Below are 12,613 nucleotides of genomic sequence, written 5' to 3'. Positions count from 1 at the left end.
AGCCAGATCTTCCCCGAAAGAAGGGCAACCACCTAGGAACCCGATGGGTTCTTGCCTCTTCTTGCCGGTTCTCGGCCGGGGCGGCGCGGGGGACGGGACCCGGCGTCAATCTCGCGTGACGGGCCGTCGCCCGGATCGCCGCGACCGCCCCGGCGGACCCGCGCGCCCCACGGATCCCCGGCGGCCCCGGGAACGTACCAGGTCCAACAGCTATGAATCACCTCACTCCGGCTGATCTCGGCGCCAGGAACAAGCCTCACGATTAAGGGAGTTGGGAAAGGAGCCTGTGCATCCTGCTGCACCGCCTCCGGGATGCGGAGTACCCTTCCTTGATCGTTGAAGGGGAGAGAAGGCGGTGCGCGGGTGAGCTCGGGAGGGCTGGAGTTGCCCCCTGGTGACGCAGGTCATACGGGGGAATCCGGTGACATCCCGCCCGGAGCGGTTTCCCTCGCGCGACCGATGGAGATCGGGGCGGAACTGGAGTGGGGCGCGGACGCCTGGAGCGAAGTGCGTACGCGCGCACAGCGGGCCGGACGCGCCTATATCTGGCTGAATCTCGTGGAACAGCGGCTGCGCGCGGTGGTCGCCGCGGTCCTGCGGCCCATCTATGAGCCCGTGCACGGCGAGGAGTGGGTGGTCGCCGCCGCCGGACCCGCCGGACAGGAGTGGGTGCAGCGGGCCGTCGCCGTACGGGAGGTGTCGCGGCGCAAGGGGTATCTCCTGGACCCGGCCGACGACAACGTCCTGAGCTTTCTCACCCTCCCTCAGCTGCGTGAGCTGATGGTTCAGCACTGGCCCTGCTTCGAGCCCTACTTCGACGACCGCCGGGACGTGGAACTGGCGCTGGACGAGCTGGAGGTCGCGCGCAATGTCGTCTCCCGCAACCGCGCGCTCTCCGAGACGGTCCTCGCCCAGGCGGAGCGGGCCTCGGCCAAGCTCCTGGAGATCCTGGGCGGCGGCAGCGGGGTGCCCTCCGCGGCGCGGCTGCGGGTCGACGCGGTGGAGGACCTGGTCGGCGACCGGTACGCGGACGTGGTCTCCGTACACCCCGACCGGGTGAGGCTGCAACGGCAGATCCCCGCCGAGGATCTGTTCGGCGGCGCCCGGCGTGTCGACGCCATCGGGATCGGTCTGAATCTGCTCGTACAGAACTTCTCCGGACGGCGGCTGATCCGGCTCGCCGAATCGGGCTGCCGGATACGGCTGGTCTTCCTCAACCCGGCGAGCAGCGCCGTCAAGCGCAGGGAGCGCGAGCTGGGGCTCAAGAAGGGCGAGCTGAGCCGGTCGGTGGAGATGAACATCCTTCATATGCGCCGGGTGCGCTCCAAACTGCGCGATCCGGGCGCCTTCGAGATCCATGTCTTCGACGAGACCCCGCGCTTCACCGCGTATCTCGTCGACGGGGACGGCTCCGACGGACTGGCCGTCGTCCAGTCCTATCTGCGCCGGGCCCGGGGCATGGAGGCGCCGGTACTGGTGCTGAGGGGCGGCGGGCGTGAGGTGGTGCGCACGGGGCAGGACTCGGAGCACGGTCTCTTCCAGACCTACCGCGAGGAGTTCGAGGCGGTCTGGGCCGATTCCAGGCCGGTCTCCTGAGCCGGCGTCGGAGCCGGGAGCCGCGGCCGGCGGCCGGGAGCGAGAGCCGGGAGACGGAGCGCGTGCCGGGGCACTGTCAGTGGTGCGTGGCAGGGTGAATGTCCAACGGGGGAAGCACCACCGCACCATGAGGGAGGGCCACGATGACTTGGCATGGGGAATCACTGGTCGGTTTCGACCTGGAGACCACGGGCACCGAGCCGCTGGAAGCACGGATCGTGACGGCCGCGGTGGTCGAGGTGCGGGGCGGTGAGGTGGTACGGCAGCGGACGTGGCTGGCCGACCCGGGCATCCGGATCCCCGCCCAGGCGTCCGCGGTGCACGGCATCAGCAGTGAACGGGCCGCGGCGGAGGGGCGTCCCGCGCCCGAGGTGGCCGGGGAGATCGCCGGGATCCTCGGTGCGTACTGGACGCGCGGGGTGCCTGTCGTGGCGTACAACGCGCCGTTCGATCTGACCCTGCTCTCCGCCGAGTTGCGCCGGTACGGACTGCCGCCGCTGGGACCGGTCGGGCCGGTGATCGACCCGTATACGATCGACCGCGCCGTCGACCGCTACCGCCGCGGCAAGCGCACGCTGGAGGCGGTCTGCGCGGAGTACGGCGTGGTGCTCGACACCGCGCACGAAGCGGGCGCGGACGCGCTGGCGGCGGTCCGGGTGGCCACGGCGATAGCGGAGCGGCATACCTCGGTGGCCGGGCTGACCCCGGCCCTGCTGCATGAGCGTCAGATCGGCTGGTACGCCGAGTGGGCGGCCGGCTTCCAGAAGTTCCTGCGGAAGAAGGGCGACGCGGACGCGGTGATCGACGGGGTCTGGCCGCTGCGCGAGCCGGCGACCGAGCCCTCGGCCAGGGCGACGCCCTGACGCGAAGGGGCTCCCCCGTACGTCTCCGTACGGGGGAGCCCCTTCGCCCTACGATCACACACACGGGACGCCGCTCCTCGACACAGGTCTCACCTGCTCCGTCAGTGCGCGGCGATCTGCTGGAGGGCCGCTCCCTGGTAGCGGGCACCGGCGTTCCAGAGGATGAAGGAGTTCATCTTGTTGGCCGCCGCGGCCTTGATCTGTTCGGCCACCTGGGTCGGCCCGTACTTGCTGCCCATCGAGAAGTCCTGGAGCCACGGGACGATCTCGGTCTGGGTGCCCTTCGCCAGGCGGCGGAAGTCGGCGAGCGAGCGCTGCACGATCGCGTACGGGGCGGTGTCGGGGTTGGCGACGCCGTACTCTCCCGGCCCCCAGTGGGACGGGTAGACCATCGGCGCGATGTAGTCGGTGACCTTCACCAGGGCCGGGATGTCCTGGGCGATCTCCTTGGGCCGGGTCGCGGCTATGCCGAAGACCGAGACACCGAGGTACTTGCCGTGCGGGCGCATCGCGATCCGGGTGTCGCCGACGAACGAGGTGATGGACTGCTCGGGCGTCGCGGACCCGATGCCCGGGAAGCGCATCTTCGACAGCGGGCCGTCGGGACGGCGCACATAGTCGTAGAGGACATCGTCGAAGCCGAGCTGAGCCGCTTCGACGGCGAGGTCCTGGTTGTACTTGCGGACCGTGGGGTCGGCGAAGTTGGTGAAGGCCAGGTTCCCGTAGTGGCCGCCGCCCGCGTACGCCCCGCCGTCCGGGGTCTGCACGACCTGGTCGCGCTTGCCGGCCTTCCAGGCCGCCGTGGCGAGCTTGGGGTCGCGGAAGGCGACGATGCGGCCGATGACCTGGGCGCCGGCGGCGTGGATCTCGGCAATGGCCTTACGGGCGTCGTAGTAGCCCTTGGCGGCGCCGATCTGACGGGCCAGCGCCACCTGCGAGGCGTACCCGACCTCGCCGTCCTCGTCCTTGATGTCCAGTTCCACGGCGTTGAGCTTGCCGCTGCGGACCAGGGCCATGACGTTGGTGCGCAGGGTCTTGTCGCCCCAGCCGATGGCGGTGATGTGCGCGGCACGGATCATGGGGCGACGGCCCCGGGTCGACACGGCCTTGGCGGTGAGGTTTCCGGCGCGGTCCACAGCGGTGATGTTCACAGAGGGAGTGCCCTTGGGAACCGTGATCTTGAAGGCACCGCTCTTGTCGAGGGGAACCTCCTTGCCGTCGACGCTCACCTTGGCGTCGGTGGAGGCCGTGCCGGTGACAACAACGGGGTCGTTGGCGTTCTTGATCTCGGGGTCGGCCACCTTCAGATCGGGAGCGGTGGTGTCCACGGTGAAGCCCACCACCTCGCGGTACGAGGCGAAGGGGAGACTGCTCTCGCCCTCCACCACCAAGGTGTGCTTGCCCTCGGTCAGCCGCGGCAGGCCCAGTTTCAGCCGGGTGCCCTCAGGGGTGATGGGGACCGCGGTGCCATCGAGGGTGACGCGCACCTTGTCCTTGCTGCCGGCTTCCCCGGCGTCGAGGTAGGCGCTGATCTGTGCGGCCTTGCGTCCGTCGAGGACGGCGCCATCGCTGAGACCCTGCACGCCCGGTCCCGGCGCGAGGAAGGTCCAGGCCCCGACGCCGGCTCCGGCCAGTGCGAGCGCCACGGCCGTCGCTATCAGGGCGCGTCGGCGGGCCGGACGGTGGGGACGGTAGGAGGAAGGAGAGCGGGATATGTGTGTCGTGGCCATCATGACGCCCTTCGTGCTGTGGCCGGGGGTGGTTCCTCCATTGCTTGCCGCACCGGCGTGTCGGCGCTCCTGTTCCGACTGGATTTCACACGAACGGCCGCGCTCGGCCCCGGCGTGGTGACTGCGCCATCCAGGGGACGGTGCGGTACGGGGGCTCCCGCCGCCGGTAGGGATGGCGCGACACATTCGCCTTGGAGGTCCCTCATGCGCCACCCGCTCGTCCCGCTCTGCGCCCTGGCAGGCGCCGCCCTGCTCGCCTCGGGCTGTTCCCCGGGGTCGTCGTCAGCCGGTGGTCAGTCGGCCGCCTCGGCGGCGATGGCCAGCCCCGTCGCCGCGAAAGCCCCGGCAGAGGTGGGCGCCGACGAACTCGGCCAGGTGCCGGTCCTGATGTACCACCAGCTCACCGCGAAACCGGCCAGCGTCTATGACCGGACCCCGGCCGATTTCCGGGCGGAGCTGGAGCGTCTCGCCCGGGAGAAGTACGTGCCGGTCACCGCCCGGGACTTCCAGACGGGCCATATCGACATCCCGGCCGGCATGCACCCGGTGGTCCTCACGTTCGACGACTCCACCAACAGCCAGGTGAGCCTTGACGCGAACGGCAACCCGACGCGGGACTCGGCCATCGCCATCCTGGCGGAGACGGCGAAGAAGCACCCCGAGTTCAAGCCGGTGGGGACCTTCTTCGTCAACGCGGACGCCTTCTCGGCCACCGGTCCCGCCAAGGCGCTCAAATGGCTGAAGGACCACGGGCACGAGATCGGCAACCACACCGACCGCCACCCGAACCTGGCCTCCCTGGACCAGGCGGGCGCCGCGCGGGCCATCGTCGGCGGACAGCAGGCGATTGTGAAGGCCGCGCCCGGGACCAAGGTCACGTCCCTCGCCCTGCCCTTCGGGGCCATGCCCAAGCCGCCCGAGGTCGCCGCGAAGGGCACGGGCTACCGCAACGAAGGCGTGTACCTCGTGGGCGCCAACCCCTCGGTCTCGCCGTTCGCCAAGGACTTCAAGCCCGGCGCGATCCCGCGGATCCGCTCGGCGGGCCCCAAGGACGCGGACGCCGAGTTCGGTTCGTCGCGATGGCTGGACAAGCTCGCCGAGGGGAAGAACTGGTACGTCTCGGACGGGGACCCGAACACGATCTCCTTCCCCAGCGCCTCGCAGGACAAGGTGGCCCCGGCCTTCGCCAAGCAGGCCCGCCCTTACTAGGACGCGTCTTCGAAGCAGCGGCGCGTCGTCCAGTGTGCGTGCGCCCGGAGCGTCGCGCGCACTGGACGACCTGCCCGTCTAGAACGGGTACCAGCGGACCTCGGGATCGTCGTCGCGCAGCGAGGCGACCCGGCGGCGGAACTCGTCCAGAGCCTTGGGGTTGGCCGGCGCGTGCTGGGCCACCCAGGCGCAGCTGGCCGTCTCGCGGGCGCCGCGCAGGACCGGGCAGCCCGGCCATTCGCGTACGTCCCAGCCGTAGCCCGCCGTGAAGGTGTCGTACGCCTCGGCGGGCAGCCCGTACCGGTCGCGGGAGAGCGCCATGACCACCAGATCGTGTTCCCTGAGGTCCGACGAGAAGGTCTCCAGATCGACCAGCACGGGTCCGTCCGGGCCGACATGGACATTGCGCGGCAGCGCGTCGCCGTGGATCGGGCCCATCGGGAGCCGGGGGACGAGTGTGGCCGCGGCCTCGGCGAAGCCGTCGCGCCGGCCGCGCAGATAATCGGCGTCGGCCGGGTCGATCGCGTCCCCGGCTGTCCGCAGCCAGCGCTCGACGCCGCCGAGCAGTTCCCGGCGGGGGAGTGTGAGCAGCGACGGGTCCGGGGCGGGCAGGGCGTGCACCAGCCGCAGGAGGAACGCCAGATCGCCGGGCCCGGCGGGCCGTACGGCGGCGGGCAGCCGGTGCCAGAGCGTCACCGGGTGACCCTCCACCGACCGTGCCTCAGGCTCGGCCGCCCGTACGGCCGGAATGCCGGACTCCGCGAGCCAGGACGCGAGGGCGACCTCGCGGCGCGCCCGCTCCAGCAGTTCGGTGTGGTCCGTCGCGTCCCGGCCGACCTTGACGACCAGCTCGGCCGTTCCGAATACCGCGTTCTCCCCCAGGGCCAGCAGTTCCGCGTCCCGCGGCAGCCCCGTCGCGGCCAGGATCTCCCGCGCCCGCGCCTCGTCCATCGATGGCTCACTTACCTCTGGTGGTCACGCCTGTGGTTGTTCCTGTCCGGTGAAGTCTCGCATCCGTGCCGGTTCGTCCGAGAAGGAGGAGAGGCGGCCCCGGGCCATGAATTGAGTTGCACGAGACGTATCGTCTCGTTTAGCGTCGGGTCATGACCGCATCGAAGCGTGCCCATATCGCCATGTTCTCCATCGCCGCCCACGGGCATGTGAACCCGAGCCTGGAGGTCATCCGGGAACTGGTGGCCCGGGGCCACCGCGTCAGTTACGCGATCCCCGCCTCCTTCGCCGAGAAGGTCGCGGCCACCGGCGCCGAGCCGGTGATCTACACCTCCCTGCTGCCCGGCCCCGACGACGATCCCGAAGCCTGGGGCACGGAGCTGATCGACAATCTGGAGCCGTTCCTCGACGACGCCGTCCAGGCGCTGCCCCAACTGGTCGAGGCGTTCGAGGGCGACCGGCCCGATCTGGTCCTCGGCGACACCACGGCCTATGAGGCGCCCCTGCTCGCGCACCGCTGGGGTGTTCCCTACCTCCAGTTCTCGACGCACATGGTCGCCTGGGAGGGGTACGAGAAGGAGGTCGGCGAACCGATGCTCGCGGAGCTCGACTCCTCCGAACGCGGCAGGGCGTATCGCGCGAGGTTCCAGGAGTGGCTGGACGAGCACCACATGGACCACACCGACCCGGACCGGCTGATCGCCAGGCCCGCCCGGTCCCTCGTACTGATCCCCAAGGTGCTCCAGTACAAGGCCGAGGCGGTGGACGAGTCCGTGTTCACCTTCGTCGGGGCCTGCCAGGGGGACCGCGCCGAGCAGGGGGAGTGGCCGCGGCCCGCCGGGGCGGAGCGGGTGCTGCTGGTCTCGCTCGGTTCCGCCTTCACCAAGCAGCCCGCTTTCTACCGGGCGTGTGTCGAGGCGTTCGGCGATCTGCCGGGCTGGCATGTCGTCCTGCAGATCGGCGCGTATGTCGACGAGGCCGAGTTGGGTGACGTACCGGCCAATGTGGAGGTGCGCCACTGGGTGCCGCAGCTCGCCGTACTCAAGCAGGCCGACGCGTTCATCACCCACGCGGGCGCCGGCGGCAGCCAGGAGGGTCTGGCGACGGGCACGCCGATGGTCGCGGTGCCGCAGGCCGTCGACCAGTTCGGCAACGCCGACGCGCTGGTCGCGCTGGGCGTGGCGCGTCGTCTCGACACGGAGACGGCCACCCCCGAGGCGCTGCGCGCGGCGGTCCTCGCCGTGGCCTCGGACGCCGAAGTGGCCAGGCGGCTCGGGGAGATCAGGCGCGAGATGGCCGCGGAGGGCGGTACGCGACGGGCGGCGGATCTGATCGAGGAGGCCCTGCCGAAGGGCGCGGCCTGAGCGGCGCGTCCGCGGGGTGAACGGCGCGTGCTCACCGAACGGCCGCGCCGGTCATCCGGGTTGAGGCACGGGCGGGTTCAAGCCGTATCGGTCACGACGGCTTGAAGGTCTTGATATGAGCGCGTCAATCGGCCAGGGTTTCGCATCAGCCCGCCGGAGATCTTCCGTCCTGCGGGCGATCCCCCCACAGACAGTGACGAGGAGTCCCCTCTTCATGGCTATACAGAAGCGCGCGAGCAGGATCAAGCTCACCGCCGCCCTCACCGCCGTGGCCGCCGCGGCCGGAATCACCGCGTTCACCTCCCCCACAGCGGGCGCGGCTCCGGCACAGGGAGTGGTGTACGGCGCCGACGCCAAGGACGCGGTCGCCGGCAGCTATATCGTGCTGCTGGACCGGCAGACCGCCACGACGACCGACAAGAAGGACCTCGCGAAGGAGTACGGAGGTCTGCTGAAGCGCGAGTACAACACGGCCGTCAACGGCTTCGCCGCCAGCGGACTCACCGCGAAGGAGGCCAGGCGCCTCGCGGCCGACCCCGCTGTCGACAAGGTCGTCCAGAGCAGGACGTTCACCGTCAGCGCCACCCAGGACAACCCGCCGTCCTGGGGTCTCGACCGGATCGACCAGACCGCGACCGCGGGGGACAGCGCCTACACCTATCCGGACAGCGCGGGCGCGGGCGTGACGGCGTATGTCCTCGACACCGGAGTCCGGATCAGCCACCAGGACTTCGAGGGCCGCGCGAGCTACGGCTACGACGCCATCGACGGTGACGACTCCGCCGACGACGGCTACGGCCATGGCACGCATGTGGCCGGCACCATCGCGGGCGCCGCGCACGGTGTCGCCAAGAAGGCGAAGATCGTCTCCGTCCGGGTGCTCGACGACAACGGCTTCGGCACCACCGAGCAGGTAGTGGCCGGAATCGACTGGGTCGCCGCCAACCACCAGGGTCCCTCCGTCGCCAATATGAGCCTCGGTGGCGGCGCCGACCCCGCCCTCGACGAGGCCGTCCGTAACGCCATCGCCTCCGGCGTCACCTTCGGCGTCGCGGCCGGGAACAACGCCGGCGACGCGAGCCTGACCTCACCGGCGCGGGTCGAGGAGGCCATCACGGTCGCCTCGTCCACCGAGGCCGACGGCCAGTCGGGCTTCTCCAACTTCGGCTCGCTGGTGGACCTCTACGCGCCGGGCTCCGCCATCACCTCGGACTGGAACGACAGCGACACCGGCGTCAACACGATCTCCGGCACCTCGATGGCGACGCCCCATGTCGTCGGCGCCGCCGCGCTCCATCTCGCGGATCACCCGGACGCCACCCCGGACCAGGTCGCCACGGCCCTGACCGACGGGGCCATCCCGGACGCCATCACCAACCCGTCCCCGGGTACCCCGAACAGGCTGCTCAAGATCGTCGAGTAGCCGGCCCGCCCGTACGTCACCCACACTCGGTACGTCCGGCACACCCAGTACGTCCGGCGGCCGTCGCGCTCTCCCCCCACGGAGTGCGGCGGCCGGCGCGCCTGTCGGGCCCGGCCCGGCCCCGACCCGCTCGCGCCGGGACCCCCAGGCGCGGCCTCCCGTCCTATCGTGTGTTCATGACCACGACGTACGCCGCACTCCTGCGCGGGATCAATGTGAGCGGCCACAGACGGGTCCCGATGGCCGACCTCCGCGAGCTGCTGTCCGATCTGGGCCACGGTGATGTCCGTACCTACCTCCAGAGCGGCAACGCCGTCTTCACCAGCGAATCGGACGACGAGAGCGCCCTCGGCGCCGCTCTGGAGCGCGCCATCGAGCGGCGCTTCGGGTTCACCGTCGACTGTCTGGTGCGCGGCGCCCCGTATCTGCGGGCCGTCACCGAGGCCTGCCCCTTCCCGGCGCAGGCGCTGGAGGGCAAGCAGCTCCATCTCACCTGCTTCTCGGAACCGGTGGGCCCCGAACGGCTCGCGTCGCTCGATCCGGCCGCGTTCCTCCCCGAGGAATTCCGGCTGGGCGACCGCGCGCTGTATCTGTACGCGCCGGACGGCGTCGGCCGCTCGAAGCTCGCCGCGGCGCTGGCCAGGCCCGCCCTGTTCAAGGGCGTCGTCGCCACCAGCCGGAACTGGAACACCGTCCTCAAACTGGTGGAGCTCACCCGTGACTGACCGAACGTCCGCGATCTCCGCTGCCATCCGGGCCGAACTGCGGCTGCTCGACCGGAAGGTACGGTCCTCGCCCGCCCTTCTCGCGGAGCTTCTTCACCCGGACTTCAGGGAGTTCGGCGCCTCCGGCCGGGAGTGGGACCGGGCCTCGGTCATCGCCCTGCTCACCCAGGGCGGCGCCCCGGCGCCGCCGCCGATCACCACCTCCAAGATGCGGGGCGTGCGGCTCGCGCCCGACGTGGTGCAGCTGACCTACGACAGCGACTTTAACGGCCGCCGGGCGCACCGCAGTTCACTGTGGCGGCTGACCGATGACGGCTGGCTGCTCTTCTTCCACCAGGGCACGCTGTTCGACTAGGTCATGCCCCGGGCCCTCTTCCTGTTCAGGCGTGGCGGGGCCCGGCGCGGTACGGCCGACCCGTTCGGCGCGCGCCGTCCACCGGCCGTCCGTACGGGAGATCCGCACCGGATGGTCGAAGCAGGTGCTGATCCGGTCCGTCGTCAGCACCTCGTCCGCGAGCCCCGCCCCCAGGCACCGCCCCGCGCGCAGCAGCATCGCATGGGTGGTGGAGGCGGGCAGCTCCTCCAGATGGTGGGTGACCAGCATCGTCGCCAGCTCGGGGTGTTCCAGCCGCAGCGCGTCCAGACTGCTGAGCAGCTGCTCGCGCGCGGCGAGATCGAGACCGGTGGCCGGCTCGTCGAGCAGCAGCAGCCTCGGCCGGGGCATCAGCGCGCGGGCGATCAGGGCCCGGCCCCGCTCACCCTGCGAGAGCGTCGGCCAGCGCGCCTCGCCCTTGCCGGCCATGCCCAGCATGGCCAGCAGCTCCCCGGCGCGCTCGCGTTCGCGCGGGGTGGGGGACCAACGGGGCACCGGCTCGACGGAGTTCGTCAGCCCGGTCAGTACGACCTCACGCACCCGCAGCGGTGAGCGCAGCGGATGGCGGGGATTGACATGACCGAGCCGGGCGCGCAGCTGCCGCAGATCGACCCGGCCGAGGGACTCTCCCAGGATCTCGACCGTTCCGCGCGTGGGGTGCGTGACCGCGCCCACCATCCCCAGCAGGGTGCTCTTCCCCGCGCCATTGGCGCCGAGCAGGGCCCAGTGCTCCCCGCCGCGTACGGTCAGTGAGACCGAGTCCAGCAGCAGTTTTCCGTCCCGGACGACATCGACATCTTTCGCGCGTACCACGATGGCCGCGGTGGTCATACGTCTGTGCTCCCTGTTTCCGGCAGTCGGTGGCCATGGCCGACTGGAAGCAGGCGCAGAGCGCGGGACCATGGGGCTCGCGCGAAACTCGACACCGCCGCCGAGGTCCGGTCGAGGAGGGGGAAGCGGTTCTGCACCAAGGCGATCCCGGTCGGGGAGAGCGCCCGCTCCAGCTGGTCGGCGGTGATGGTGTTCAGACCGATGTACCGGATTCTACTCCCGGGCCGCGGCTCCTCCGGAGCCCCCGGCCGCTCCGCCGGCGCCCGCTCACCGCGTGGCCCGGACAGGGCGGCGGGGCGCCGTCACCGCCGGGAGGACTCCGCGGGTCCGGCGAGGTCGACGATGTCGTCGGAGGCCACGTCATGCAGCCGGATGGCCAGATCCTCCAGCGCGCGGCTGGCGGCGAGTTCGTCGCCTATCTCGGGTACGGTCCGGTCGATCGGATTGCGCCGGGCCATGCCTCTGCCCGCGATGCGTGAGGTGTCCCGGGTGGTCAGGACGGCATCGGCCTTGGTTTCGTTGCCCTCTTCCGTGATGTGGATTCGGACGGTCCATTCCTTGGATTCCATGGCTATCACCCTTCCGCTCTTCCGAGTCTCCGCACGGATGAGCGCCCTGCATAGGGCCGAACGGTACCGCGGGGTACGGGCCGGCCCGTGACGGACAGGGACGGCGCGACTCCGTGACGTGGCCAGGTCCCTTCCGACCGGACAGGACCTACGCGGGGCGGGCCAGCGGCGTGCGGCGTTCGGGGGCCGATGCCCTCTCGTCGTAGCGGCGCAGCAGCAGCCGCGCCAGCTCGGGGGCCGCGCCCAGCACCCCGGCCAGTATCCGCGCGCCGCCCTCCCGGGCACCGGCCGCGATGCGGTCGGGCAGAAAGCCGGGGGCGATGACGTACGGGGCCACGGCGACCCGTCGGACACCCTCCGCGCGCAGCGCGCGCACCGCGTCCTCGGTGCGGGGCAGTGATGCGGAGGCGAACGCGGGCCGCACGGCGCACCAACCGGTGTGCCGCCACTCCCGCGCGATTTCAGCGATCACCGCGATCGCCTCCGGGTCCGAGGAGCCCGCCGAGGCCAGGACGACCCCGGTCGAGCCCTTGTCGGCGGGGGTGAGCCCCGCCTCGTACAGCCGCCGCTCCAGCGCGTCCGTCAGCAGCGGCGAGGGACCGAGCACGTCGGCCTGCCGGATCCGCAGCCGCGGGTGGCGCCCCGACGCCTCGCGCAGCACCGCCGGGATGTCGGACTTGGCGTGGAAGGCGCGCGTCAGCAGCAGCGGCAGGGCGATCACGTCCCGTACGTCCTCCAGCGCCAGCCGGTCGAGCAGCTGGGGCACGGACGGGGCGTTGAAGTCCAGGAATCCGGTCTCCACGCGCAGCCCCGGCCGCAGCGACCGCAGCCGCCCGGCGAGGGCGCCCACGGTCGCGGCATGCCGGGGGTCGCGGCTGCCGTGGGCGATGACCAGCAGGACAGGAGGGCCCGCGTGGCGCGTGGGCCGCCCGCCGTGCGCGGGACGGGTGTGGTGCGTGGGATGCGTGTGGTGCATGGA

12 protein-coding genes are annotated in these 12,613 nt (G+C 71.2%); 7 read left to right on the top strand and 5 right to left on the bottom strand.

Annotation, left to right across the window (positions count from 1 at the left end; translation table 11 throughout):
* Positions 1-363: 363 nt before the first annotated feature.
* Together M1203_RS02665 and M1203_RS02660 are read left to right on the top strand one after the other, a co-directional pair.
* Positions 364-1,596 (top strand): SAV2148 family HEPN domain-containing protein, encoded by a 1,233-nt coding sequence (locus tag M1203_RS02665; RefSeq protein ID WP_249947809.1) that lies wholly within the window; start codon positions 364-366, stop codon positions 1,594-1,596.
* 143 nt (positions 1,597-1,739) lie between these two features.
* Positions 1,740-2,459 (top strand): 3'-5' exonuclease, encoded by a 720-nt coding sequence (locus M1203_RS02660; protein WP_249947808.1) that lies wholly within the window; start codon positions 1,740-1,742, stop codon positions 2,457-2,459.
* Positions 2,460-2,560: 101 nt separating this feature from the next.
* Here M1203_RS02660 and M1203_RS02655 read toward each other — a convergent pair whose 3' ends face one another.
* Positions 2,561-4,105, bottom strand: a complete 1,545-nt coding sequence (locus M1203_RS02655; RefSeq protein ID WP_249947807.1) for a putative glycoside hydrolase — start codon at positions 4,103-4,105, stop codon at positions 2,561-2,563.
* A 288-nt stretch (positions 4,106-4,393) separates the two neighbouring features.
* Here M1203_RS02655 and M1203_RS02650 point away from each other — a divergent pair, with 288 nt between their 5' ends.
* Complete coding sequence (locus M1203_RS02650; RefSeq protein WP_249947806.1) at positions 4,394-5,398, top strand: polysaccharide deacetylase family protein; 1,005 nt, start codon at positions 4,394-4,396, stop codon at positions 5,396-5,398.
* Positions 5,399-5,476: 78 nt separating this feature from the next.
* On the opposite strand, the gene M1203_RS02645 is transcribed toward M1203_RS02650, so the two are convergent.
* A complete protein-coding gene (locus M1203_RS02645; protein ID WP_249947805.1) occupies positions 5,477-6,349 on the bottom strand; it encodes a phosphotransferase enzyme family protein in 873 nt (290 codons plus the stop codon).
* A 152-nt stretch (positions 6,350-6,501) separates the two neighbouring features.
* Between M1203_RS02645 and mgt the strand changes: the two genes are divergently transcribed.
* The 4 genes from mgt to M1203_RS02625 all read left to right on the top strand — a co-directional run bounded on the left by mgt (position 6,502) and on the right by M1203_RS02625 (position 10,216).
* Positions 6,502-7,713: a macrolide-inactivating glycosyltransferase gene (gene mgt / locus M1203_RS02640; RefSeq protein WP_249947804.1), complete on the top strand. Its 1,212-nt coding sequence runs from the start codon at positions 6,502-6,504 to the stop codon at positions 7,711-7,713.
* A 214-nt stretch (positions 7,714-7,927) separates the two neighbouring features.
* Entirely contained in the window at positions 7,928-9,136 is a 1,209-nt protein-coding gene (locus tag M1203_RS02635) for a S8 family peptidase (protein ID WP_249947803.1), read from the top strand.
* A 176-nt stretch (positions 9,137-9,312) separates the two neighbouring features.
* On the top strand, positions 9,313-9,861 hold the full coding sequence (locus tag M1203_RS02630; protein ID WP_249947802.1) for a DUF1697 domain-containing protein: 549 nt from the start codon (positions 9,313-9,315) through the stop codon (positions 9,859-9,861).
* Positions 9,854-10,216, top strand: a complete 363-nt coding sequence (locus M1203_RS02625; RefSeq protein WP_249947801.1) for a nuclear transport factor 2 family protein — start codon at positions 9,854-9,856, stop codon at positions 10,214-10,216. Before M1203_RS02630 ends, M1203_RS02625 begins: the two co-directional genes overlap by 8 nt.
* Here the strand turns inward: M1203_RS02625 and M1203_RS02620 are convergent.
* From M1203_RS02620 to M1203_RS02610, 3 genes are all read right to left on the bottom strand, one after another.
* Positions 10,151-11,065: an ABC transporter ATP-binding protein gene (locus M1203_RS02620; RefSeq protein ID WP_249947800.1), complete on the bottom strand. Its 915-nt coding sequence runs from the start codon at positions 11,063-11,065 to the stop codon at positions 10,151-10,153. The genes M1203_RS02625 and M1203_RS02620 overlap by 66 nt on opposite strands.
* Before the next feature lie 302 nt (positions 11,066-11,367).
* On the bottom strand, positions 11,368-11,634 hold the full coding sequence (locus M1203_RS02615) for a DUF1876 domain-containing protein (RefSeq protein WP_249947799.1): 267 nt from the start codon (positions 11,632-11,634) through the stop codon (positions 11,368-11,370).
* Between the two features lie 148 nt (positions 11,635-11,782).
* Positions 11,783-12,610, bottom strand: a complete 828-nt coding sequence (locus tag M1203_RS02610; RefSeq protein WP_249947798.1) for a sirohydrochlorin chelatase — start codon at positions 12,608-12,610, stop codon at positions 11,783-11,785.
* Positions 12,611-12,613: the final 3 nt, after the last annotated feature.

Origin of the sequence: Streptomyces sp. 35G-GA-8 (assembly GCF_023534745.1) — a bacterium.
Taxonomy (GTDB): Bacteria; Actinomycetota; Actinomycetes; order Streptomycetales; family Streptomycetaceae; genus Streptomyces.
This window is presented reverse-complemented; position numbering and strand designations above follow the sequence as displayed.

Bases quoted from the DNA above. Each gene is read 5' to 3' on its own strand.
- M1203_RS02650 (WP_249947806.1), top strand. From the start codon at position 4,394: ATGCGCCACCCGCTCGTCCCGCTCTGCGCCCTGGCAGGCGCCGCCCTG.
- M1203_RS02610 (WP_249947798.1), bottom strand. From the start codon at position 12,610: ATGCACCACACGCATCCCACGCACCACACCCGTCCCGCGCACGGCGGG.
- M1203_RS02630 (WP_249947802.1), top strand. From the start codon at position 9,313: ATGACCACGACGTACGCCGCACTCCTGCGCGGGATCAATGTGAGCGGC.
- M1203_RS02635 (WP_249947803.1), top strand. From the start codon at position 7,928: ATGGCTATACAGAAGCGCGCGAGCAGGATCAAGCTCACCGCCGCCCTC.
- M1203_RS02645 (WP_249947805.1), bottom strand. From the start codon at position 6,349: ATGGACGAGGCGCGGGCGCGGGAGATCCTGGCCGCGACGGGGCTGCCG.
- M1203_RS02620 (WP_249947800.1), bottom strand. From the start codon at position 11,065: ATGACCACCGCGGCCATCGTGGTACGCGCGAAAGATGTCGATGTCGTC.
- M1203_RS02615 (WP_249947799.1), bottom strand. From the start codon at position 11,634: ATGGAATCCAAGGAATGGACCGTCCGAATCCACATCACGGAAGAGGGC.
- M1203_RS02660 (WP_249947808.1), top strand. From the start codon at position 1,740: ATGACTTGGCATGGGGAATCACTGGTCGGTTTCGACCTGGAGACCACG.
- mgt (WP_249947804.1), top strand. From the start codon at position 6,502: ATGACCGCATCGAAGCGTGCCCATATCGCCATGTTCTCCATCGCCGCC.